This window comes from Myroides phaeus, assembly GCF_900099675.1.
GTDB classification, from domain to species: domain Bacteria; phylum Bacteroidota; class Bacteroidia; order Flavobacteriales; family Flavobacteriaceae; genus Flavobacterium; species Flavobacterium phaeum.
On sequence record NZ_FNDQ01000001.1, the window covers coordinates 15,791 to 41,815 of the forward strand.

Genomic DNA, 26,025 nt, shown 5'->3' on the forward strand with positions numbered 1-26,025 from the left:
ATGCAAGTTGAAGTAGTAAAATCTAAAATTCACCGTGTAACTGTAACAGGAGCTGATTTACACTATATTGGAAGTATTACAATTGATGAAGCTCTTTTAGAAGCTGCCAATATGATTGAAGGTGAAAAAGTTTCAATTGTAAATATCAACAACGGTGAGCGTTTTGAAACTTATGCAATTCCAGGACCAAGAAACAGTGGAGAAATCTGCTTAAATGGACCTGCGGCACGTAAAGTGCACAAAGGAGATATCGTTATCATTATTTCTTATGGTATTTTAGACTTTGAAGAGGCTAAGAAATTTAAGCCGTCTATTGTTTTCCCTAATGAAGAAACGAACTCTTTAACTTAATTGTTTGAAACAAAAAATAAGTAAAATAATTAATATTCTACTCCCACTTTTGCTGGGAGTTTTTTTGGTTTATTACGCTTATAATAAATTTACACCTGAACAGATTGAAGAGATGATGGTGCACTTTAAAGGTGCTAATTACAATTATATCATTATCGCTTCAGTCTTTTCTTTATTAAGCCTTTGGGCTCGTGCTTATCGTTGGAAATACGCCCTAAACTTTATGGGATACTCTATTTCTACAACCACTAATTTTATGGCTATATCTATTGGCTATTTAATGAATCTAACTGTACCAAGGTCGGGGGAAGTATCGAGAGCTCTTGTTCTTCAGAAATATGAAAAAGTCCCTTTTGACAAAGGTTTTGGAAGTATTGTTTCTGAAAGAGTAATTGACCTTATCTGTCTTCTTATCTGTGTATTTACAGCACTGATCTTACAATATGACGTCTTAAAAGATTTTTTATTGCGTTATGTCCCTATTGAGAAACTGGGAATAATTGGTTTGCTTTTCTTACTTTGTTTTGCCATTAGTATCTATGTTTTTATATATGTTAAATGGAAAGTAATTTTATTTATCAAGAAAAAACTAAAAGGACTCATCGAGGGGGTTAGTAGTATTTTTAAGATGCCTCATCGAACTGGATTTCTTTTCTATACTTTCTTAATTTGGGGAGGGTATATTGCTACTTTTTACTTTGGAATGCACGCTTTAGAAGAAACTACGCCACAATCTTTACCTATGGTAATGTCTGCTTTTGTCGCTGGTAGTTTTGCTGTTTCTTTTACAAATGGAGGCTTTGGGGCTTTCCCGTTAGTCATCTCTGAGCTATTACTTTTATTTAGTGTGTCTGCCGTTGCAGGTACTGCGTTTGGCTGGATACTTTGGACAACACAAACTGCTATTGTTGTTGTTTTTGGGGCACTATCTTTTATTTTACTGCCTATTTATTACAAGAAACAATAATACTAATCGTATCATTTCTCATCAATAATTCTTTCATAGATTACACCTTACTCATTTTTTTTATTCTTGATTGCATAAGTGTCGTCGTTGATATAAAACTTAAATTTGTACTTTAGTTCAAAATCGAAAAGAATGGCAAAGGTAAAAACAGCTTTTTTCTGTCAAAGTTGTGGAGCTCAAACTCCTAAATGGATGGGACAATGTCCTACGTGTAGAGAATGGAATACTCTTGTTGAAGAGGTTATTCAAAAAGAAGAAAAAACAGGATGGAAGGCTGCCACAACATCTGGTTCGACAACAAAAAGAGTGGCAAAACCGTTACGTGTTAAAGAAATTGACAGTACTGAAGAAATTCGAATGAATACTTTAGACTATGAGTTAAATCGCGTTCTAGGAGGTGGTTTAGTTCCTGGCTCAATGGTTTTATTGGGAGGTGAACCTGGTATTGGAAAGAGTACTCTTTTGCTGCAAATATCTCTTCGCTTACCTTTTAAAACACTTTATGTATCCGGAGAAGAAAGTCAAAAACAGATTAAAATGCGTGCAGAACGCATTAATCCTGTGAATGACAATTGTTACATCCTTACAGAAACTAATACGCAAAATATCTTTAGACAAATAGAAGAAATTCAACCTGATGTGTTGATTATAGACTCTATTCAAACGTTGCACACAGATTATATTGAGTCTTCTGCTGGAACCGTTTCACAAATTAAAGAGTGTACGGCTGAATTGACAAAGTTCGCTAAAGAAACGGGAACTCCTGTCTTAATTATTGGTCACATTACAAAAGATGGAAGTATTGCCGGACCTAAAATGCTTGAACATATGGTTGATACAGTATTACAGTTTGAAGGAGATAGAAATCACGTATATCGTATTTTAAGAGCTAACAAAAACCGATTTGGGTCTACTGCTGAATTGGGTATTTATGAAATGCAAGGCAGTGGATTAAGGGAAGTTTCAAATCCTTCTGAAATACTAATCTCTCACAAAGACGAAGAATTGTCTGGAACTGCAATTGCTGCAACATTAGAGGGTATGCGCCCCTTAATGGTGGAAGTACAAGCTTTAGTAAGCACAGCCGTTTATGGAACACCACAACGTAGTGCAACGGGCTACAATCTAAAGCGTTTAAATATGATTTTAGCTGTTTTAGAAAAAAGAGCTGGTTTTAGATTAGGACAAAAAGACGTTTTCTTAAATATAACTGGAGGAATTACTGTTGATGACCCTGCAATTGACTTAGGGGTGGTTGCATCTATTCTTTCTTCTGATCAAGATATTTCTATTGACAAAGGAGTAACTTTTGCTGGTGAAGTTGGTTTATCTGGAGAAATCAGACCTATTAATCGTGTTGATCAGCGTATCCAAGAAGCAGAAAAGCTTGGTTTTACACAGATCTTAGTATCTAAATACAACAAGATAGGTTACAATGGCTCAGGGATAAAAGTTATTTTAGTTACTAAAATAGAAGACGTAGTTGAACATTTATTTGGTTAAGCAATCTATTTAAATAACACTTACATAAAATATTATATAAAAGCTTCAACTGCATAGTTGAGGCTTTTTTTACACACAAAAAATTCGAATCAATAAAAAAATTGGTCTAAAGTGCTTTACTTTTACATTGAAGGGTTTAGTAAAAGCGTTCGTATTTCAATCATTAGAGCAATTATTAACTCAACATAAACCAACTTAAGCCATATACCTTTTTAATATCTTTATGTAAGTTAAATAGTATTATCATTATGGCCTTCTTTGATACTTGTTTCAGACAAGTACCACATAACTACCACACACCTTCGGGAAAAAGGCTTGTTTTCCGAACCTCTGTGGTACTTGAGTGGGAGATGTGTCGAATATGGTACGATTAAAACTACACTTTAATACGTTCTTTATTGCAAGAACAATTCAATGCATTATATTTTAATCTTGGTTTACTTTTTTTCTTATAGAAAAGAAATCTTTATACTAAGTCTCTAAATTTAGCACCTTATCCTAAATTGCGAATTAGATTATAAAAAATAGACTTATAAATAAGAGTACAAAATGGTGTAAAATAAAAAAAGCCAGTCTTACGACTGGCTTTTAGAATGCTCCCCCTCTTGGGCTCGAACCAAGGACCCTCTGATTAACAGTCAGATGCTCTAACCAACTGAGCTAAGGAGGAAGGTTATTTTCTACCTTTATTGCAGTGCAAATATAGTACGATTTTTAGTTTATACAAACAAAAATCACAAAAACCTCTAACTTTTTTACACTTCATTTTTTAGTGTCGGAAGCCCCAGTTTATAACGGGTTGCAAGCAAGCGAATTACAAAAACAGCTACTGCTGTACTCACTTGAACAAAAACTTCATCTAACCCTATAAAAGCTAAAAAATAATATATCATAACACCAAAAATACAAGCTAATGCATACCATTCTTGTCTAAAAATAGCCGGAATTTCATTGATTAAGATATCTCTTACCATCCCTCCGACTATACCTGTTATGGTTGCCATAATAACTACTACCCAAAAAGGATAACCTAAACCGATCGTTTTTTCTGTTCCTACTACGACAAACAAACCTAGTCCAATACTATCAAACCATAAGAATGTATTATTTAAACGCACTAATTGTTTACTAAACAAGATAACCGCACCTAATGCTAAAACTGTACACCAAGCGTACACACTTGATAGCATCCAAAAGGGAGTAACTCCTAATAAAAGATCTCGTAAAGTTCCTCCTCCTGTTGCGGTAACAAAACCAACAACAAAAGCCCCAAACCAATCGACACTTTTAGCTGACGCCATGCGAATTCCTGATATTGCAAATGCACAAGTACCTAAGAATTCAATTATATCTACAAAGCCTATGGAAGACCAAAAATTCAAAAACGTAGTAGTCATATATAACTTATCTTTATGGAATCTATTTTTTATTTTACAATAACTGACTTTTTATTTACAAATGACAATAACCCTTCTGCTGCCATTTCACGACCAATACCAGAGAACTTATTTCCTCCAAATGGCACACGTGGATCTGATATTACCATTTCATTGATAAACACTGCCCCCTCATCAAACTCACTTACTTTCGATTTAAGGAACTCAACATCTTTTCCAAACATCGCAACTCCAAGACCAAAACGAGAATCATTACTTAATTCAACTGCTTCGTCAAATGTATCAAAACCAACAATGGCTGCTAATGGTCCAAAAGTTTCTTCTTTAAACGCAGGCATTTCTTTCGTTACATCTGCTAAAATAGTAGGCTCAAACTTATTTCCTTCCACTTTACCTCCTGCAACTAATGTAGCTCCCATTGCTATAGATTTATTCATTATCTCCGCTAATTCGTCTGCTAAATCAGGACGTGCCATATATCCTAATCCTGTATCATAATCCATTAAATCACCAAAAGACAACTTCTTAACTGCTTCAGCAAATTTTTCTGTAAACTCTTTTCTTTTGCTATTGTGAACTAACATTCGTTTGCCTGCAATACAGCTCTGTCCTGTATTTTGAAAACGCGCATTTACTGCAATTGGAACAATGGTATCTACATCAACGTCTTCACAAACAATAAATGCATTACTTCCTCCTAACTCTAATACCACTGGTTTAATAAACTCCCCTGCTTTCTTACCAACAGCACTACCCGCTGCTTCACTTCCTGTCAACGAAACTCCTTTTACATACGGGCTCTCAATTAACCTTTCAACTTCTCTTCCTGGTATCGTTATATTGAAATAAACTGGGTCTACATCGTCAATTGTAAAGCACTCTTCCAATGCTTTTGCAGACAATGGAACATTACTTGCATGTTTTACAACAACTGTATTTCCTGCTAATAATGTTGGAATTGCAAATCTAAACACTTGCCAAAAAGGAAAATTCCAAGGCATTACACCCAAAATTACTCCTAAGGGATCGTTAACAGTATAGGTTTCTGTCCAATCTGTTTTTATTGTACGCCCTTTTAATATCTCTTTCCCATTGTCAATATAATATTGAATAAGCTTCGAACATTTTTCTACTTCAGCAACAGATTGCTTTATCGGTTTGTACATATCTAAAGTCATACACTTACCGTATTCTTCTTTGTTCTGAAGAAGCTTCTCATTTACCTTCGTTAAATAATCTATTCTTTCATCTATGCTTAACTTTTTCCAAGATAAAAAAGCACTATTCGCTTGTTCTAATACAACATTTTGTTTCATAATTATAGAATATTTTATTTCCAATAAAATTACTAATAGTTTTATAAAATGCGAACTTATGCTTTCTAAAATTTGTGGTAAATATAATATTAACGTAAATTAGACTACACTTTTTGAAATTAGCCATGAAAAAAAACACTTACATTTTATTAGGAGGAATTGCCTTGTTTATACTTGCTTTTACTCTATACTTGTTTGATATTGTAAATGCTCAAACAGCATACTTCATTCTAACAATCTCATTTGTAATGATTATCAGCCCTCTTGTAATCTATTTATTTAATAAATTAAACTAATAGATTACTTTTGTACTTTCAAATAAGAATATAATGAATAAAAATTTACAATTCCTCTTATTAGGAGCTTTTGTTTTTATAGCTGCTTTGTTAATTAGATCACAGCAACTTGTAAGCGATCTAATAACTACTATAATGTTAATTATTGCATTAATTATAGTTATTATACCTCTGTATAGATTAGTATTTAAAAGTCTTAAGAAATAAAAAAGGCTCGTATTTTCATACGAGCCTTTTCATTATATATAGAAAATTACTTCTTTAATACTTTCCCTAAGTTCTCTAACATTACTTCTGTCATAGAAGATAAATCATATTTGTGTTTCCAACCCCAATCTTGTTGTGCTGAAGTATCATCAATGCTTGCAGGCCAGCTATCAGCAATTGCTTGTCTAAAATCTGGATTATATTCAATTGTAAAATCTGGAATGTGTTTCGTGATCTCAGCTGCAATTTGCTCTGGAGTAAACGAAATACCACCTAAGTTATATGAAGAACGAATCTTAACATTCTCTTTCGGTGCTTGCATAATTCCAACCGTTGCATTTAAAGCATCTTCCATATACATCATTGGCAAGGCCGATTGCTCAGATAAGAAGCAGTCATAATGTTTGTTTTCAATTGCTTTGTAAAAAATATCTACTGCATAATCTGTAGTACCACCCCCTGGAGGTGTAGTCCAAGAAATTAATCCTGGGTAACGAATACTTCTAACATCTACTCCATATTTATTGAAGTAATACTCACACCAACGCTCTCCTGTTTGTTTTGAAATACCGTAAACAGTACTTGGTTCCATAACTGTATATTGAGGTGTATTATGACGAGGTGTTGTTGGTCCAAAAACAGCAATAGATGAAGGCCAGAAAATTTTCTTAATCTTTCCGTCTTTTGCAAGATTTAAAACATGGAATAACGAATTCATATTTAATTCCCATGCAAAAGCAGGGTTCTTTTCAGCTGTCGCAGACAACAAAGCTGCCATTAAATAAACTTCGTCAATTTTGTGTTTTTCAACAACGGAGGAAACTGCATCAAAATCCATAGCATTTAATACTTCGAAAGGTCCGGAATTCATAAGTTCACTATTCCCTTCTCTAATATCAGAAGCAATTACATTATTACTTCCATAAACATCTCTTAGTTTGATTGTTAGCTCAGAACCTATCTGTCCACAAGCCCCAATGATAAGAATTTTGGTTCCCATTGTTTCACATATTTTAAAGTCCACAAATATAAACTAACTATAATAACAAATCAATAATTGTTATAAATCTTAAAGTAACTTTATAACTTATATAACAAACTGAGTAGCCCTATGCTACAATTATAATAGAACTTTGTAAATTTGGCATCTAAACTCGTGAAACATGAAAAAATCGCTTCTTGCAATATTCTTAATGCTTTTCTCTATTTCTTTACTAACAACATCTTGTAAAGACGAAGAAAAGTTCGAAAAGGAACAAGAAATAAAAATATCTCAGCACAGAGACAGCGTTTTCGCTTTCTTAAAAAACAATTGGAAATTTTCTCTTCCTAAACCATCTAATGAACTTAAACCTTTATTAGATGATTGGAAGGCTTGGCAAGAATTTAAACAAGAACTTAGTTTAAAACCAGTAACTACAATTGGAGCTTTCCAAAAGAAAGCGGATGTATTGACTCAAAAGCTATCTTCTTTATCTTACCAAAAAATGCCAGAGGAAATTAATCTTCCTGATGTTAAGGCAAGAATTACTCTTTTGCAAACGTCATTAAATAACTTACATCTTTTTATTATTCAAGAACCAATTGAAATTGATCGTTTAGACAACGATTTGAAACAAGTGAATAATAGCATTAAGTTATTATTTGACCAAATGGAAGAAAACCTTATTAAAAATAGAGTTCCTAAAGAAATTGGAGAAGAAGAAATGTTAGAGGCTATTAGCACTGAGCGAAGAGCAAATCCAACAACTACAAATTAATCGACTACAAGAATGGATATTAAACAAAAGTTTCAAGAAGCAACAAATACTAAACAAGTAGTCCAAGAAATACAAAAACTTGGAAGCAAAATACAGCTTAAAGGGTTAGTTGGTTCTGCTATCTCTTTCCAAATTGAAAGTATATTCGCTCAATCAGACTTGCCTTTTTTATTAATTTTTAACGATAAAGAAGAAGCAGCTTACTATTTGAACGACCTTGAAGCTTTAATCAATAAACAAGATGTTTTATTCTACCCTGGTTCATACAAACGTCCGTATCAAATTGAAGAAACGGATAATGCTAATGTATTGCTTAGAGCTGAAGTTCTTAACAGAATAAGCTCTCGTAAGAAACCTGCTATCATAGTTTCTTATGCTGAAGCTATTTTTGAAAAGGTAGTTACTAAAAAAGTCTTGGAGAAAAATACCTTAAAAGTAAACTTAGGAGACAAAATGTCTATCGACTTTGTCAACGAAATACTTTTTGAATATAATTTTAAACGTGTTGACTTTGTTGCTGAACCGGGTGAATTCTCAGTACGTGGAGGAATTATTGATGTTTTCTCGTTCTCAAATGACAATCCTTACCGAATTGAATTCTTTGGGGATGAAATTGACAGTATCCGAACTTTTGATGTGGAAACACAATTGTCTGTAGATAAACAAAAGAAAATTACAATTATTCCGAATGTAGAAAACAAGTTCTCTCAAGAATCAAGAGAGAGTTTCTTAGACTACATACCTGAAAAAACAGTCGTATTTGCTCAAAACACAGCGTTTATAATTGACCAATTAGAACGTTTGTTTGAAAAAGCAACTACTGTTTTTGACAAGTTAAACAAAGATTTAAGCCACCGTGAACCGAAAGATATGTTTATGGATGGGCAAACTTTTGTAAAGAAAATAGAGCTTCTTACTTATCTTGAACTTGACGATACAAAAATCATCAAGCCAACAAAAGTAATTGATTTTCATACTAAACCTCAACCTTCATTCAACAAACAATTTGATTTATTAGCGCAAAATCTAAATGAAAATACAGACAATGGCTATACTAATTTCTTGTATTGTTCGAATGAAAACCAAGCTAAGCGATTTAGAGAAATCTTCGAGTCTTTAAAAAATGACCAAGAAACTGCTGTTGTTAAATCTTTTAAAACTGTGGTTATGCCTCTTTTTGAAGGGTTTATTGACGATGAAAAACAAATTGCTTGCTATACTGACCACCAGATTTTTGAACGATACCACAAGTTTAACCTTAAAAATGGTTATACTAAGAAGCAAACAATTACCATCAAAGAGCTTAATTCTCTTTCTGTAGGTGATTATGTTACTCATATAGACCACGGTATCGGAAAATTCGGAGGATTACAAAAAATACAGGTTGAAGGAAAAACACAAGAAGCAATTAAGTTGGTCTATGCAGATAACGATATTGTTTACGTAAGCATACACTCACTTCACAAAATATCAAAATATAACGGAAAAGATGGCTCTGTACCAAAGATTCATAAATTAGGTTCAAGTGCTTGGAAAACCCTTAAAAACAAAACAAAAGCACGCGTTAAGCACATTGCATTTAATTTAATTCAATTATATGCTAAGCGACGTTTACAAAAAGGATTTCAATGTCTTCCTGATAGTTATTTACAACACGAATTAGAGAGTTCTTTTATCTATGAAGACACTCCTGATCAAGAAAAGGCAACGCAAGAAGTAAAGGCTGATATGGAGCTTGACCGTCCTATGGATAGATTAGTCTGTGGAGATGTTGGTTTCGGAAAAACAGAAGTTGCTATTAGAGCAGCTTTTAAAATGGTGGATAACGGTAAACAAGTTGCCGTATTAGTACCTACGACTATCTTAGCGTTCCAACATTACAAAACTTTTACAGAGCGTTTAAAAGATATGCCTGTACGCGTTTCTTATATCAATAGATTCCGTACAGCAAAACAGAAAACAGAGATTTTACAAGACTTAGCTGATGGGCAAATAGACATCTTAATTGGAACGCATCAATTAGTAAACAAAGGTGTACAATTCAAGGATCTTGGTTTATTAATTATTGATGAGGAACAAAAGTTTGGGGTTGCCGTGAAAGATAAATTGAAAACAATATCTGAGAACGTAGATACACTAACTCTAACAGCTACACCGATACCGAGAACGTTACAGTTCTCTTTAATGGCTGCACGTGACTTATCTATTATCACGACTCCTCCACCTAATAGATATCCGATCGAATCTAATGTAATTGGATTTAATGAAGAGATTATTAGAGATGCTATTGCTTATGAGATTGAAAGAGGGGGACAAGTTTATTTTATCAACAACAGAATTGAAAATATCCGAGAAGTTGCTGGAATGATTCAACGCCTTGTACCAGATGCTAAAGTTGGTATTGGTCACGGACAATTAGAAGGTAAAAAGCTTGAAGAGTTAATGCTTTCATTTATGAATGGGGAATTTGACGTTTTAGTTGCTACAACAATCATTGAAAGTGGTTTAGACGTACCGAATGCCAACACCATTCTAATCAATAATGCCAATAATTTTGGACTTTCTGACTTACACCAGATGAGAGGACGTGTAGGTCGTAGTAATAAAAAGGCGTTCTGTTACTTCATCTGCCCTCCTTATTCTGCAATGACAGAAGAAGCACGTAAGAGAATACAGGCTTTGGAGCAATTTAGTGAGCTTGGCAGTGGATTAAACATTGCGATGAAGGATTTAGAAATTCGTGGTGCAGGAGATATCTTAGGAGGTGAGCAAAGTGGTTTCATCAATGAAATCGGTTTTGAAACCTATCAAAAGATTATGCAAGAGGCAATTGAGGAATTAAAACAAAACGAGTTTAAAGACTTATATGCTGATGAGAATACAGAAGAAAATAAAGTATTTGTAAAAGACACTCAAATTGATACTGATTTCGAAATTCTATTCCCTGATGAATACATTAACAATATTACAGAACGACTAAATCTGTATAATGAGTTAAGTACAATAACTACAGAAAAAGTTCTTCAAGAATACGAACAACGATTGATTGACCGATTCGGACCTCTTCCTAAGCAAGCTATAGCCCTTTTAAACAGCCTTAGAATAAAATGGCATGCTTCTAATATGGGGATTGAAAAAGTAGTCTTAAAACAAGGCAAAATGATTTGTTACTTCTTAGGCGACCAACAATCGGAATACTATCAATCTTCTAAGTTTAGAAAAGCCTTATTATTTGTACAGCAACACGCTAACTTGTGTAAAATGAAAGAAAAACAAACCAAAACAGGTTTGAGGTTATTACTAACTTTTGAGAATATTAAATCTATCAAACAGGCCTTAGAAATGGCTGAATTGTTAGACAAAGATAAGTAGACGTTAATAGTCTATTCATTTATTGCAATTGATTGCTACCTCAATGTTTAAAAAGACATTAATACAATAGGTAACAGTCAGTTGCAATATTTTTTTTGCTATGCTTAATTAAACAGGTTATTCTTACTCTTTCAAATACCAGCTTATACCCTATTAAGACTTCATCAAAGCTATCTTCTCCTCCTTACTACTTCTATTTATAATATACCAGTAATAGAAGTGCCTACATCTATAGAAATTATAAACTTGTCTTGAACAAAATCCTTTAGTACCTATCCAAAGCTTGCTTAAAGCAACAATAACCATAAAAAAAATAATGCTTTGCCGCTTTCTACTTATCTTCAGTCTATTGTACTCATAGTCTTTCTAACTCTTTCTATGTAATATTTGACTTTCACCTATAAACATAAAAAATCCCCTAAAGAGTTTTTAACTCCTTAGGGGATTATATTTATTTAAACGAATCTTAGTATCCGAATAAGTCTTCTAAACTCAACTCTTTTACATTACCCATTTTCTTAACAGCTTCCCAGTCAAGATTTTCTTTCTTACCTAATAAACCAACGTTAAACGATTTACCTTTTACGTATTTATTAAAGAAATCTACTAAATCTGTCATTGACATTTTTTCTACTTGACCAAAGATATCTTTGTTGATATCATAATCAATTCCTTTTTCTTGTAAAGACAACCAATAGTAGAAGATTTGTGCTTTTGTATAACGTTGTGTAGCGATACTTTTCAATACAGAGTTTTTAGCATTTTCAAATTGATTCTCTGCTTGTGGCATATCATTCATCAACTCCATCATTGCATCAACAGCTTGAGGCAATTTGTTTGCTTGTGTACCTACGTAAGCCATTACGTAGTTGTGTTTATCAGCTTTACCTGCATTCATATAATATGCATATGCAGAATAAGCTAATGATTTAGACTCACGAATTTCTTGGAAAACAACAGAAGCCATTCCTCCTCCGAAATAGTTATTAAACACATTACTTGTAGCTAATAAGTTTTTATCAAATTTATGTTCTCTACCTCTATAAGAAATTTCAGCTTGTACCATATCGTAAGGAGCAAAATACAATGTTCCGTCTGTAGCTGGCTCAGCGTATACTTTAGCAGCAGGTACTTTTTTACCTTTTCCTAAGTTATGGTTCTCTACAATAGCCTTTTGTGTGTTTTTCAAATCGTTTCCGTAGTAGAAAACATCTTGATTGTAATCAAAAAATCCTCGTACTAATGAAGCTAACTCTTCTGGTTTGATCTCCTTAAGTTCTTTTTCGCTTAAGATATCTTTAAATCTACTTAACTCACCGTTAGAAACAATATAGCTATTTAACGCTCTTTGAATTCCTCCCTTGCTTGATTTTGCATCAAAACGAGCTTTTAAAATTTGGTCTACCATATTAGCATAAGCGTCTGCATCAGCTTTAGCATCAGTAACCAAATGCTCTAACAATTTAATACCTGCAGGAATGTTTTCTTTAAGTCCTTTTATTGTAATATATGTTTTATCTGTACCTGTATTTAAACTGTACTCAACACCCAATTTATAAAACTCTTTCTTAATATCTGCAGCAGAGTATTTACTTGTTCCCAAATAATCTAAATAGCTAATTGCTAACGATAATTTTTTGTCATTATCTGATCCAATTGGAGTAATATAAGTTACCGTAGCAAGATCATTTGTTGTATTCTTAATAGAATATAATTTTCCTCCTACTTTTCCTATTTTATCCTTTTTAATAGCAGAATCAAAATCTACAAATACAGGTTTAATCTCTTCAACTCCGATAGCTTTAAATTCTGAATAAAATTTAGATTCACTATCTCTATTTAAGTCAATTGGTGTAATACCAGGATTTTCAACACGTACTAAGTCTTTATTCTCGCCTTGACGCTTGTAAATAACAACATAGTTATCTGCGTAATTTTTATTCACAAAGTCAACTACATCTTGCTTCGTCACTTTAGACATTCTTTCTAAATCAGAAACAGCTTCTTCCCAAGTTCTTCCATGAATAAAAGCTTGGTACATTTCAGTTGCCATTGCATCATTACTCTCTAAAGCTTGCATTGAGTTTTTACGGAATTCATTAACTACAGCTTCTAACAACCATTCGTCAAACTCTCCTCTTTTTAATTTCTCAATCTCACCTAACAACAAGTCTTTCACCTCTTCTACAGTCTGTCCTTCATTTGGCATACCTGTTAATTGGTGAACAGAATAGTCCTTCATAACCATTGGAGAACTTCCGGCATATAATGCTTTTTGTTTTTGGTTAATATCTAAGTCAATTAACCCAGCTTGACCGTTGCTTAACAACATATCAATTAAGTTCAAGTAAACAGCATCTTGTGTTTTAACTCCTCCTAAACGGAAACCAATTTCAACACGCTCGCTTTGTGGGCTATAAATATCTTTAACTTGAATCTTAGTTAATGGTTTTTCTTGCGCTACATACTCAGTAGGTTGTACTGCTTTTTTCATAGAACCGAAATAAGCATTTACCAACTTAATTGTAGGTTCAAATTCCAAATCACCTACTAATACTACCGCCATATTATTAGGAACATAGTATTGGTTAAAATAATTGTGGATTGCAACCATTGAAGGGTTTTTCAAGTGCTCAGAAGTACCGATAGTAGTTTGTGTACCGTAGTGAGATTCTGGAAATAATAAAGACATCATAGCCTCGTGTGAAGCCCAATAATCATTATCTTGTCCTCTGTTAAATTCTTCATATACTGCTTCTAATTCCGTATGGAATAAACGCAATACTAATTCAGAAAAACGCTCTCTTTCAACAATTAAGAATTTCTCTAATTCATTAGATGGGATAACATTTTTATATACTGTTTCATCAAACCAAGTATGAGCATTTGTTCCTGATGCTCCAATTGAAGCAACTGCTTTATCATACTCATTTGCAACAGCATATTGAGATGCCGTTTTAGAAATAGCATCTATCTTTTTATAAAGTTCTTTTTTCTTTTCTGGATCTGTTTCTGCTTTGTGTTGCTCATATAGATCAGAAATTTGTTTTAACAACTCTTTTTCTACTTCCCAATTTACAGTTCCTAATTTAGAAGTTCCCTTAAATACCATATGCTCTAAGTAGTGAGCTAAACCAGTACTATCTTCAGGGTCATTATTAGATCCCGTTCTAACAGGTATATAAGTTTGAATACGTGGTTCATCGTGATTTTGAGCTAAATAAACCTTTAGTCCATTACCTAATGTATAAACTCTTGCCTTTGATGGGTCATTTTCAACGTATTCATATGTAAATCCGTTTGCATCTTTCTTTGTAACAGTTTTATATTGAGCTTGTAAAGAAGCACTCATAGAAAATATAAAACCAAAAAGTAAATACCTTTTTTTCATATACCTTGGTGTTTTTTGTAAGTAATTACCAAAGCTAAAAATAAAATTGTATCTGAGATAATTTAAACTCATTTTAATTAAAAAACCCACATATTTTATCAATATGTGGGTTTCAACTATAGTAATAATTATTCTTATTTTACTTCAACAGCTTCGTGAATTGGAGTTCCTATATTTCCATTAGGCACTTCTATTTTCAATATCTCAGCAATTGTAGGTGCAATATCTGTCATATGTGTTTCACGTAAAGTTTTACCTGGTTTAACACCCCAACCCATAAAAACAGCTGGAATATGTGCATCATAAGATCCCCAAGTACCGTGTGTAGTACCTTTTCCATCTTTTTTACCACTAAACCATTGTGGCTCTAAAATATATTGAATTACACCACTTCTCTTAATATTATAACCATTTACAATACGTTCTCTGATCTTCTGTGGAATACTCGCTGTTGCTGCTTTATCCATATCAGTTACAAAAGCAATGCCTTCAATCTTTTTAAACTCTCTTACAATGAATTCTCTTATATCTTCTTCATCAAGACCTTCTTTTTCAATTAAAGCATTGTTTAAGTGTACTTGATAGTTTGTCAAACTTTTGATAATTCCTTCGTGTTTGAATTTAGTTTGTAACTTTTCGTTTAATACTTTCTTTGCTTCTACTGTATTAAAATAACCAGCATTACCTTTTTGATCTGCAAAATATTTAGGGTTATGTGCAGCACCATGATCAGCAGTCAAAAAGAAAGTATAATTACCTTTTCCTACTTTCTCATCAAGGTAAGTTAAGAAAGAAGCAATATCTGCATCAAGTCTTAAATAAGTATCTTCTACTTCAATAGAATTAATTGCAAATTGGTGTCCTACATAATCTGTTGAAGACAAACTAACAGCTAAAAAGTCAGTTGCTCCATCGACATTGGCCCCCATTCTCTCACTTTCAATTGCTGCTTTTGCAAAATCTAAAGTTAAACTATTACCAAAAGGAGTCGCTTTGATTAAATCATAACCATTGTCCTTTTTTAATTGCACTAAATTACGTGGGAATACAGGTTTCTCTTCTCCTTTAAAAGGCTCCTCATATAAATTATCATCAGCCGTACTTAACACATAAGAATCAATCGGATATAACGTATTCCATCCATTCTTAAAGTATTTATCAGCTAACTTTTGTTTGTTGAAAGAATTAACCCATTTAGGCAGGTCTTTCATATAATATGTACTCGTAATCCAATCTCCAGTTGTACCGTCTAACCAATAAGCAGCATTAGCAAAATGTCCTGCAGGAAGAATACCTCCACGGTCTTTAATTGCAATACCTATTACTTTCGATTTAAAATTAGTTGCTAATCTTAATTGGTCAGTCACAGTAGAAACTAATAAGTTCTTAGGTGATTGTTTACCAATCTTTCCTGCTCCACCACCAACTCCTTGTACATTATCATCTTGTGTACAATACATACTTTCACCTGTAGCTTGGATGATAAAGTCATTACCAGCAATACCATGAATAGCAGGCACACTCCCTGTATAGATTGTACTATGTCCGATTGCAGTGTAAGTAGGAACATAGTCTATATAAGTATTTTCACTTGAAAATCCTTCATTCAACAAACGCTTAAATCCATTGTCAGAATAGCGATCATAATAACGGTATAAGTAGTCCCATCTCATTTGGTCAACTACAACACCAACTACTAATTTGGGCTTTGGTAACGTTTCATTTGCTACTGCAGAAAGTGAAAATATGCAACCAATAGCTGCAAATAAAGTTGTTTTTAAATTCATCTGTAAACTCAATTTATATTATTGTGATAAGTGTTTCTTTTCTTGATTATACAAAACTATCAAACTCCAGTCCGTTTCTATCATAATTTCAATAAAAAGTTAGTTTTATCAACTTTTTATTGAAACAACACCAAAGTAATTCTTTACACCATAAGATATATTAATTTAATGTTATCAAGTAAACAATAATGGTAAGTTATATAAATAACACAGCACTAAAAGCATTATAGATAAGTGTAAACGCTATAATATCTGTACCTTTGTGATTAAACATACATAAATATTAATAGATGAAATCAATTAAAGTAGTAGCTTTTGACGCTGACGATACACTATGGGTCAATGAGCCCTATTTTAACGAAGCGGAGAAACAGTTTTGTATCTTAATGGAAGATTTCTTAACTCATCAGAGTATTTCTCAAGTGTTATTTAAAACTCAAATAGACAACCTCCCATTATATGGTTATGGGATTAAGGGATTTACTCTTTCAATGATAGAGTCTGCTTACAAAATATCTAAAGGTACAGTTAACCAAAAGGTCATTGATAGAATAATTATCATTGGAAAAGAGCTTTTAACTAAACCTATCGAGTTAATTGATGAAGTTGAAGACGTTTTAGAGGAGTTAAAGTCTAAATATAAATTAGTTGTTGCTACCAAAGGTGATTTGAAAGACCAACATAGAAAACTACACCATTCTGGTTTAGGTCCATATTTTCATCATATTGAAGTAATGACTGATAAAGAAGAGATTGACTATCAAAAATTATTAGGAAGATTAGATATTCAACCTGAAGAGTTTATTATGATTGGTAACTCATTGCGTTCAGATGTATTACCTGTATTGGAATTAGGAGGACACGCAGTTCACGTGCCATTTCATACAACTTGGTTACACGAACACATTGACCACGAAATAAATCATCCAAACTTCACAACAATTAAAAAGTTGTCTGAAGTTAAAGATATCCTTTTATAATAGAAAAGGGCAACCTCAACGAATTGAGATTGCCCTTTTTTTAATTCTAACAACTTACCTAAAATTTATATCCTACAAAAACACCGAAGTTTTGATTGTAGATTTTCTTGTCATACATTCCAGTATTTTCTTCTACACCAAATGTATTAGCATTATCAAATAAACTTGCAAAACCCCTTGAGAAGTTAGCTCCTACAAGTAGTCCAAACTTGAATTGATATTCTATACCTGCAACAATACCGTAGTCCATTTTTTGCAAATACTTACTATCTTCTTGATCATCGTCAATACCTCCAAAAATAGAATGATCTTTATAAGTATTTCCTTCCTCATCAATAGCTGTAATAGATGAATTTAATAACATATTTACATATGGACCTACATATACTTGTAGTCCTTCTACTTTAAATACAGCACTGATTGGGTTTAAACGCAAACTATGCATTTCTAACTTTGCACTGATTACCTCATCTTCGATCTCTCTATTAAAACCAGTACCGTGATTTTGATAAAACAACTCGTGTTTCAATCCAAAGTATTTACCTACACAATTATCTACACTTACACCCGCAAAAAAATTATTACGAGCATCTACTTTGCCATCGATTGCTAAATAATCAATATCACTACCTTTTAAAGTTGATTGTAACCACCCTGCTTTCACAGCAAATGTGGTACGTCCTTTTACTTCATCATTTATATTTTGAGCACTTACAGTTGTTATTCCTGCTAATACACAAAAACTTAATATTAGATTTCTCATAACTTACTTCTCTTAAAAATCAATGTCCCAAATACCTACTGCTTTCTCTAACTCCACTAACGCTTCTGCATAACCAAATAATGTTTCTGCATACGCCTGTTGTGTTTCGTTATAAGTACGTTGTGCATCTAACACTTCCAATAAACTACTTGCTCCTCGTTGATAGCTGTATTTAATCCCTTCAAAAACTTCCTTAGATTCGCTTAACATACCATTTTCAAATCGGAAGATTTGCTTTTGTTTTGTCAAGTAATTTCTATAAGCCTGCGTTATCTCTTTTTCAAGTTCTAACTCAATAGCATTATATTCTAAATCTGCTTGTCTTTCTTCATATAACGCTGTTTTTAACCCAGCATCTTTTCGATTAGAAAACTTAAGTGGAATAGAAATCCCTGCTTTAACAGCAGTATTACCAGGTGTTGGAGCAACTGCATTTTTAACAAATGAATTGTTTTCTACTCCTACATTTAACCCTAAGTCAATTACACGTTCTGCTCTTGCTAAAGAAACTTGTCTACCAGCCACAACTTTATTTTGACGAGCAACTAAGAAGTCAGCTCTATTGTTTTGTGCAGTAATAATCAATTCATTTAAATCAAACAAACGGTCAAATTTATTAAACTCACCTTTGGGAATGTAAACTGAATCATTTCTACTTGCACTGATAATATTTCTAATTTCAACAAGACTATTCTCCCAAGTATCATCTGCATCTTGTAAATCATTCCACATAGACTTAGCTTCCAATTTACTTTGAATAGCATCTACTTTACTAATTTGTCCTAAAGAATAACGAATACTATCCGATTTAGCCACTTGTAACATTGATTCATAAGAATCCTTTTGAATATCAAAAAGCATCTTGTTTTGCAATGTTTCTAAGAATGCAATTGTAGATTCTGCACGAAGCGTTTGAAAAAATTCTTGTAATTCAAGCTCTGCTAATACCTTTTGGTCTTTTGCTAAGTTCTTTCTCGCTTTTCTCTTTCCTCCTAATTCAAGATCCCAAGACAATTCTGCTTCAAAACCATACCCCATTTGCATACGTTTCTGCTGATTATCTACCCAGCCAAAGCTTAATTCTGGATCAGGAAAGACTTTTGCTGCTTGTACCTCAGCCTCAGCAATATCAATATTATATTTCTCCGCAGCATAACTTAAATTATTTGCTGCCATCTTACTCAAAAACTCTTGGTAAGTTAGCACACTTTTATTTGGATGTTCTTCTGTGTGGAGCTGTGCAAAAGCCGCTCCACTACAAAAAACCATTAATAAACTTGCTTGTATATATTTTTTAAAAACTTTCATATCTGATACTAATTTTCTTCCATTGCCTCTTCTGTAAAATCACTGTCTTTCCCCCATTTACGCTCTACTAAATAATATAGAGCTGGTAAAACAAATAGTGTCAAGATAGTTGCAAACAACAATCCATAAACAATTACTGTTGCCAATGGACGTTGAACGTCAGAACCAATTCCTGTTGCCAAAGAAGCTGGGAATAACCCTAATACAGCTACCGTAGCAGTCATTAATACGGGTCTAAAACGCTGTTCTGCCCCAAGTAAAACTGCTTCTTTCAATGCTGTTCCTTTTCTTCGCAAATCATTGATGTGGGAGATCATAATTACCCCATTTTGAATAGCCACACCAAATAGAGCAATAAACCCTACTGCAGAAGAAACGTTTAAAGACATTCCTCTAACATTCAGAGCTAACATACCACCAAATAAAGCTAATGGTACAACAATCATCAATAATCCTGCTTGTCTAAACTGACCAAAAGCACCGTATAACAATACAAACATCAAACACAAAGTCAATGGGATAATTACAGCTAAACGGCTATAAGCACGGTTTTGGTTTTCAAACTGTCCTCCCCATTCGATATGAAACTTCTCGTGATCATAAGTTACATTCTCTTCAATCTTTTGGTGTGCTTCTTTCAACAATGATGCTAAATCACGATTACGCACGTTTAACTTAACAGTTAAATGACGTCTATTCATCTCTCTTGTAATTGTACTTTCTCCTGTACTTGTTTTAACATCAGCAACTTGTGAAAGTGGAATCTTAGCTCCTGTACTTGATGTCAACATTAAGTTAGCAATCTTCTCAGGGGTGTTTCTACTCTCTTCTGTATATCTCGCGCTAATATCATAAACCTTGTTTCCAATAAAGATTTGAGAAATTGCTTTACCTCCAATTGCTACCTCAATTAACTCTGCTACGTCTGAAACGTTTAATCCATACTGAGCAATTTTATCTCTATTTGCATGAATCTGTAATTGTGGCAATGGCGGCTCTTGGTCGATAGCTAAATCAACTGCTCCATCTACTGTTTTCAATGTTCCTAACACTTCATTAGCAATACGTCTTGTTTCATGGAAATCTTCACCATAAACTTTAACCACTAATTCACTGTGAGCCCCAGATATTTTATCCATTACCCCGTCAATCATTGGTTGTGCAAAACCAACTGTAAACCCAGGTAATGATTCATATTCTGCCGCAAGCTCTTCAATTAAATCTTCTTTTGTTTTTCCGCGAGGCCATTCTTTGTAAGGTTTTATCCCGACAGAACACTCGAAGTGAGAAGGTGTAAATGGATCTGTACCATCATCATTTCTTCCCGCTTGAACCATAATATAAGTAACCTCATCATATTTCATAGTTCTCGCTCGTAATGTATCACTTAGCTCTTTTGATTTTTCTAATGAAATACCTGGAGGAAGTGTTACTTGTAACCATATAGAACCTTCATCTAAAGGTGGTAAGAAGTCTTTTCCTACCTTCATACTTAATCCTACAGTAATTGCAAGGACAACTAATAAAGGGGCGAAAACCTGTTTCGGTTTATCAACAATCTTAATAATTCGATTGTGATATAGAGCTGTTAACTTCTCTAACCATTTATTGTGATATATCTTTCTTGGCTTTCTATAAACAGCATAAGCTAATCCAGGAATTAAAATTAGTGCAACTAATAATGCCCCAATTAAAGCATACCCCACTGTAAATGCCATTGGTGTAAACAATTTCTTTTCAACACGTTCAAAAGCAAATAATGGTAAATAAGCTGTAATAATAATCAACGTAGCAAAGAAAATTGGTTTAGCAACCTCTTTTGTTCGCTCTGCAATTGATTTCTCTTTTAATTCCTCTTTCGGATTATCTTCCCTCTTCTTCAGAATGGACTCCATCATTACAATTGCACCATCGACAATAATACCAAAGTCAATTGCTCCTAAAGACAATAAGTTTGCTGGAATATTAGTGAAATGCATCATAATAAATGCAAACAGCAATGAAATTGGAATAGTAATAGCTACTAATAAAGCTCCTCTCCAACTTCCTAAGAATACAATTAATACAATAACAACTAAACTAATCCCCTCAATCAAAGTTGTTGATACCGTATGTAAAGTTGTATCTACTAAATCTGTTCTATCTAAAAACGTATGTATCTTAACTCCTTCTGGTAATAACCCATTATTCAGTTCATCTACATAAACATGTATTTTTTCTAATACAACAGAAGGGTTCTCTCCTTTCAAAAGCAATACAATTCCCTCAATACTATCTGAGTAATCGCGTTCTCTATCTGTATATCCTAAAACACCTTTTCTTTCAACATTACCATACTTTAAACGACCTAAATCATTTAAAAACACAGGAATACCATTCTCTGCCTTTACAACAATTTTACCAAGATCTTCAAGGTCTTTCACTAATCCTATACCACGAACTACATAACCTAAATCACCTCTTGTTAATACACTTCCTCCTGCATTTACGTTGTTCTCCTCAATTGTCTCAGTTACATCACTTAAAGACAATCCGTATTGTTCTAATTTATGCGGATCTAATTCAATTTGAAATTGTGTTGTAACCCCTCCAAAATTAGTAACCTCAGCTACGCCAGGTACTTGATTTAACTTTGGAATAATTACGAAGTTCTGTATATCTGTTAACTCACGTAAACTATGTCCATCTCCTTCAATAATATAACGATATACCTCACCAATTGGAGACGTTAACGGGTCAAGCTCTGGTGTTGCATCATATGGAAGTTCTACATCATTTAGTCGTTCTTGAATACGTTGTCTTGCAAAATAGTCTTCAATACCATCTTCAAAAACAATGGTAATCATAGATAAACCAAAAGTACTATTACTACGCATTACGTGCATACCTGGCATCCCATTCAAAGCTCGTTCAATTGGAATAGTGATTTGCAATTCTATTTCCTCTGCTGCTAATCCTGGTACTTGCGTTACTACTTGTGATGTTGTATCTGCGATATCTGGATATGCTTCAACAGACAACTGTTTCCAAGAATAATATCCAAAAATACAAAGCAACACAAACAATGCAGCGACAAGCCATCTCTTGTGGATAGCGATGTCAATTATATTCTTCTTCATTACTGCGCTCCTTTATAAATTAATAAGATTGAGGTAAGTAAATTCCTCCTTCACTTACAACTTCATCTCCTTTTTCTAATCCTGATAAAATCACTGTTTTATCTCCAGACACTCCTCCTATTACAATTTTCTTCTTTTTGTATTTATCTGTATCTACTTTTACAAAAACGAAAGAATCATCCTCTCCTTGTAATACAGCTCTTGATGGAATAAGAATTACTTCCTCTGGTTGATCAATAAAACGTACGTTCACATACATTCCTGGTTTAAGAATACGCTTTTCGTTATCTACCTCAATTAATACGTCAATACTTCTTGTTTCTTCATCAACGATTTCATTCACGTGATAAATAATACCTTCCATAGGTTGATTAGGATAAGCAGCCAATTCAACTTGTACCTTGTTTAGCTTTGTTAAATGCTGAATATCCTTCTCTTTTATTTTACCAACAATCCATATTTTACTCAACGAAGCAATTTTCACAACTGGATCTGCATCGTCATTAATATATTGTCCTAATACAATATTGTTTTCAAGAACTTCTCCATTGATTGGAGAACGAACAGTTAATGCCTGTCCTAATACCAGAGAATTTCCATCTACATTATAAATTGCCAATGCAGCTTTAGCATTATCAAATGCAGCTTTAGCAATTGAATATTCCGTTTCAGACTCTTCAAATTCCTGTCTAACTCCTACACCATTCTTCAACAAGTCTTCTTGTCTCTTTAAGTTCAATGCTGCCTGCTTAAACTCTTGTTTTGAATCAAAATAATCTTTTTGAGCTTCAAAATAATCCGGAGAAGAAACCTCAAATAAAGGTGTATTTATACTTACTTTTTGTCCTAACTTGATAAAAGACTTTACTATTCTACCTGAAAAGGGAGATGCTATCTCTGCATAATGGTTTGGAATAGCCTTAACTATTCCTGCAGTAACCAAATCAAAAGTGAATTGCTCTTCTGAAACAAGATCAGTTTTTATTCTACTTCTTAAATTTGAGTTTTCTGTCAAGGAGATAACCTGATTCTCTACGCTGTATTGGGCTGTATCACCTGTTTGTTCTTTCTTATCTGAACAAAAGCTTAGTAATACACTTACTCCTAAAATACCAGCAAGTTTCAATGTCTTAGCCATTATGTTTGTTTTTTATTTGTATTTAATTTTACTTATTTTTTAATATCAATCTTAAAACGACATTAAAATTACTCAAAAACAAGGAGGTATCCTTGAATATCCATCACCTTTTTAAGAATAATTAGCCTTCTGAAGACAAATCACATCTAAATCGTGCTTTTTTCATCCGTTTATATTTTTATTCACAACTACAATAATTATGCTATTTTAAATTAAAGAAGTAGGCTGCTAAACTGAAATAAATTAACAAGCCTGATATATCAACTATTGTTGTAATTGCTGGACTCGCAACAACTGCTGGGTCTCCTCCAAATTTTCTTACTATTAAAGGCAATGTTGCTCCAATAATTGTAGATGAAATTACTTGAAATGAAAGTGCTAAAGCAATTACCCCACCAATACTAACTAAAGAATAGGCTGCTGGTATTTCAGTCTCCCAACTCAAGAAAACAACTTTTGCAAATGCTAATAATCCTAAACAAACTGAAAGCATTAATGCTATTCTTGTTTCTTTCCACAAAACCTTTACCCAAGACTTTAATGTTACTTGTCCTAATGCCAATGCTCTAATGATAACTGTTGCTGATTGACTCCCCGCATTTCCTCCTGTATCGGCAACCATAGGCATATATAAAGCAAGTATCATCATTTGTGCTAATGCCCCTTCATAACTGTGAATAATTAATCCAGAAATTATTCCTACTATTGCTAAAGTAACTAACCACACTACACGTTTCTTGAAGTGCCCAAAGATGGTTGTATCATTATAGTCCACTTCTTCATTACTACTCATAATTCCCATAAAACGCTCCATATCTTCAGTATGTTCTGCTTGAATAACATCTATCGCTTCATCGTGTGTAACTATACCTACTAATTGGTTCTTATCATTGATAATTGGTAAGGCTACAAGCTCATATTTGTCAATTTTCTTTGCTATACTCTCACTTGACTCACTCACGTACCCGAAAATAAAATCACTGTGTAACTCTTCTTCAACCAACACATCTGGCTCTGCAATTATCAAATCTTTTAAAGTTATAAAGCCTACTAAAGTTTGATCTTCATTGACAACGTACACATAGTAAATTGTCTTTTTTGAGGGAGCATCTCTTCTTACTTTTTGAATTGCTTCGAAACAACTCATATTCTTAGAAACTGTAGCAAAATCAGTAATCATAATTCCTCCTGCTGTATCTGCTGGATAAGAACTCAATGCCAATACATCTTCTCTAATCTTCTTATTTAAAAAAGGTAATAAATCGACTTGTTCTTGTTGTGTTAATAACTGAAACAAATCGGCTCTTGCATCAGAAGGCATTTCTTCAAAAATCTTTGAAAACAACTTTTTACTCACTTGTTGAAAAAAAGATAATTGCTTAACCAATGGAAACTCTGCAAATATTTCTCCTTGTTCTTGCTTACTGAACTCATTGAATAAAATCAATAAGTCTTTATTTTCCATTAAACTAATTGCTTCACTAACATCTACTGTTGGCATCTTTTTCAATACAGGCACCATCAGCATCATTTGATCTATTCCTTGAAAATCTTGAGCCATTTTTCTCAATGTTCCTTTTTCATTTTTATATAATCTCATCACATTCAGTTTTAAAGGTTAGTAAGTAGTTAATTCCCAAGTCACTTCAGAAACACCATATTCCAGAGAAACTTTACTGGTTACTTTTTCTAAAATATCGTCTTTTCGTCCTAAGCAATAGATCTCAAATTTGAGATATGAAAAAGCAGGATTACCATTATCAGTACTTTTTAAAGATCTCAACTGCAAATCCTTTTGTTTTTTCAAACTTTCTAAAACCATCACTCGAATGTGATTCTCAACCTCCTCTTTACACCCAACTACGATTTCATAATGAACTTCTGATGAATCTATATCACTTTCAAACGACATCTTGTTCATCAATGTCCCAATTGGTCGTAGCAATAAATGAGCACTTACAATTAAAACAGCCATTACAATTGCCTCTTGCCACAATCCTACTCCACACATAGACCCTACTGAGGCTGAACACCAAATTGTAGCAGCTGTATTGAGTCCTCTTATGCTAAAACCATCTTTCATAATGACTCCAGCGCCTAAAAAACCTATTCCACTCACAACATAAGATGCTACTCTACCTACTGCAGTTCCGCCTATTTGATAAGACATCAATACAAATCCTGCTGCTCCTATACACACTAATGTATTCGTTCTTAAACCTGCACTTTTCTGTCTTACCTGTCTCTCCGCGCCTATCAAAGCCCCTAAAAAAAAGGCTAACGCTAATCTTCCTATAAATACTGAAATCAACATAATAACAACTTTTTATTCTTTCTTAATTATCATTGTACTATGAGAATCAGAAAGAA

At 33.3% G+C, this 26,025-nt stretch carries 18 protein-coding genes and 1 tRNA gene; 7 read left to right on the forward strand and 12 right to left on the reverse strand.

The annotated features are described in order from the left end of the window. The 3 genes from panD to radA all read left to right on the forward strand — a co-directional run bounded on the left by panD (window position 1) and on the right by radA (window position 2,821). Window positions 1-351 carry an aspartate 1-decarboxylase gene (panD, locus tag BLT46_RS00070; RefSeq protein WP_090404303.1) on the forward strand — a complete coding sequence of 117 codons (351 nt, stop codon included), beginning with the start codon at window positions 1-3 and terminating at the stop codon, window positions 349-351. Window positions 352-355: 4 nt separating this feature from the next. After that, window positions 356-1,318: a lysylphosphatidylglycerol synthase transmembrane domain-containing protein gene (locus BLT46_RS00075; RefSeq protein WP_090404306.1), complete on the forward strand. Its 963-nt coding sequence runs from the start codon at window positions 356-358 to the stop codon at window positions 1,316-1,318. 132 nt (window positions 1,319-1,450) lie between these two features. Continuing rightward, a complete protein-coding gene (gene radA, locus BLT46_RS00080; RefSeq protein ID WP_090404309.1) occupies window positions 1,451-2,821 on the forward strand; it encodes a DNA repair protein RadA in 1,371 nt (456 codons plus the stop codon). A gap of 596 nt (window positions 2,822-3,417) precedes the next feature. On the opposite strand, the gene BLT46_RS00085 is transcribed toward radA, so the two are convergent. The 3 genes from BLT46_RS00085 to BLT46_RS00095 form a co-directional block, all read right to left on the reverse strand. Continuing rightward, window positions 3,418-3,491 (reverse strand) — tRNA-Asn (locus BLT46_RS00085). A gap of 85 nt (window positions 3,492-3,576) precedes the next feature. Continuing rightward, window positions 3,577-4,218: a trimeric intracellular cation channel family protein gene (locus BLT46_RS00090; RefSeq protein WP_090404312.1), complete on the reverse strand. Its 642-nt coding sequence runs from the start codon at window positions 4,216-4,218 to the stop codon at window positions 3,577-3,579. A gap of 29 nt (window positions 4,219-4,247) precedes the next feature. Beyond that, entirely contained in the window at window positions 4,248-5,534 is a 1,287-nt protein-coding gene (locus tag BLT46_RS00095; protein ID WP_090404315.1) for an aldehyde dehydrogenase family protein, read from the reverse strand. A 125-nt stretch (window positions 5,535-5,659) separates the two neighbouring features. On the opposite strand from BLT46_RS00095, the gene BLT46_RS13135 reads away from it, so the two are divergent. Continuing rightward, window positions 5,660-5,830, forward strand: a complete 171-nt coding sequence (locus BLT46_RS13135) for a hypothetical protein (RefSeq protein WP_176770706.1) — start codon at window positions 5,660-5,662, stop codon at window positions 5,828-5,830. 253 nt (window positions 5,831-6,083) lie between these two features. On the opposite strand, the gene BLT46_RS00100 is transcribed toward BLT46_RS13135, so the two are convergent. Then, window positions 6,084-7,037, reverse strand: coding sequence for an L-threonine 3-dehydrogenase (locus BLT46_RS00100; protein ID WP_090404318.1), 954 nt, complete (start codon window positions 7,035-7,037; stop codon window positions 6,084-6,086). A gap of 163 nt (window positions 7,038-7,200) precedes the next feature. Between BLT46_RS00100 and BLT46_RS00105 the strand changes: the two genes are divergently transcribed. Next, window positions 7,201-7,797: a hypothetical protein gene (locus BLT46_RS00105; RefSeq protein ID WP_090404321.1), complete on the forward strand. Its 597-nt coding sequence runs from the start codon at window positions 7,201-7,203 to the stop codon at window positions 7,795-7,797. Between the two features lie 12 nt (window positions 7,798-7,809). Continuing rightward, window positions 7,810-11,169, forward strand: a complete 3,360-nt coding sequence (mfd, locus tag BLT46_RS00110) for a transcription-repair coupling factor (protein ID WP_090404323.1) — start codon at window positions 7,810-7,812, stop codon at window positions 11,167-11,169. A gap of 466 nt (window positions 11,170-11,635) precedes the next feature. Here the strand turns inward: mfd and BLT46_RS00115 are convergent, their stop codons facing one another. Further along, entirely contained in the window at window positions 11,636-14,560 is a 2,925-nt protein-coding gene (locus BLT46_RS00115) for a M16 family metallopeptidase (protein ID WP_090404326.1), read from the reverse strand. A 134-nt stretch (window positions 14,561-14,694) separates the two neighbouring features. Then, window positions 14,695-16,347 carry an alkaline phosphatase PafA gene (gene pafA, locus BLT46_RS00120; protein ID WP_090404330.1) on the reverse strand — a complete coding sequence of 551 codons (1,653 nt, stop codon included), beginning with the start codon at window positions 16,345-16,347 and terminating at the stop codon, window positions 14,695-14,697. A 290-nt stretch (window positions 16,348-16,637) separates the two neighbouring features. Here pafA and BLT46_RS00125 point away from each other — a divergent pair, with 290 nt between their 5' ends. Continuing rightward, on the forward strand, window positions 16,638-17,327 hold the full coding sequence (locus BLT46_RS00125; RefSeq protein ID WP_090404333.1) for an HAD family hydrolase: 690 nt from the start codon (window positions 16,638-16,640) through the stop codon (window positions 17,325-17,327). Between the two features lie 58 nt (window positions 17,328-17,385). Here BLT46_RS00125 and BLT46_RS00130 read toward each other — a convergent pair whose 3' ends face one another. From BLT46_RS00130 to BLT46_RS00155, 6 genes are all read right to left on the reverse strand, one after another. Continuing rightward, window positions 17,386-18,090, reverse strand: a complete 705-nt coding sequence (locus BLT46_RS00130; protein WP_090404336.1) for an outer membrane beta-barrel protein — start codon at window positions 18,088-18,090, stop codon at window positions 17,386-17,388. Between the two features lie 12 nt (window positions 18,091-18,102). Then, complete coding sequence (locus BLT46_RS00135; RefSeq protein WP_090404339.1) at window positions 18,103-19,398, reverse strand: TolC family protein; 1,296 nt, start codon at window positions 19,396-19,398, stop codon at window positions 18,103-18,105. Between the two features lie 8 nt (window positions 19,399-19,406). Then, entirely contained in the window at window positions 19,407-22,517 is a 3,111-nt protein-coding gene (locus tag BLT46_RS00140) for an efflux RND transporter permease subunit (protein WP_090404342.1), read from the reverse strand. A gap of 19 nt (window positions 22,518-22,536) precedes the next feature. Further along, a complete protein-coding gene (locus BLT46_RS00145; RefSeq protein WP_090404345.1) occupies window positions 22,537-23,655 on the reverse strand; it encodes an efflux RND transporter periplasmic adaptor subunit in 1,119 nt (372 codons plus the stop codon). 202 nt (window positions 23,656-23,857) lie between these two features. Continuing rightward, complete coding sequence (gene mgtE / locus BLT46_RS00150) at window positions 23,858-25,255, reverse strand: magnesium transporter (protein ID WP_090404348.1); 1,398 nt, start codon at window positions 25,253-25,255, stop codon at window positions 23,858-23,860. Window positions 25,256-25,273: 18 nt separating this feature from the next. Then, window positions 25,274-25,969 (reverse strand): MgtC/SapB family protein, encoded by a 696-nt coding sequence (locus BLT46_RS00155; RefSeq protein ID WP_090404351.1) that lies wholly within the window; start codon window positions 25,967-25,969, stop codon window positions 25,274-25,276. Window positions 25,970-26,025: the final 56 nt, after the last annotated feature.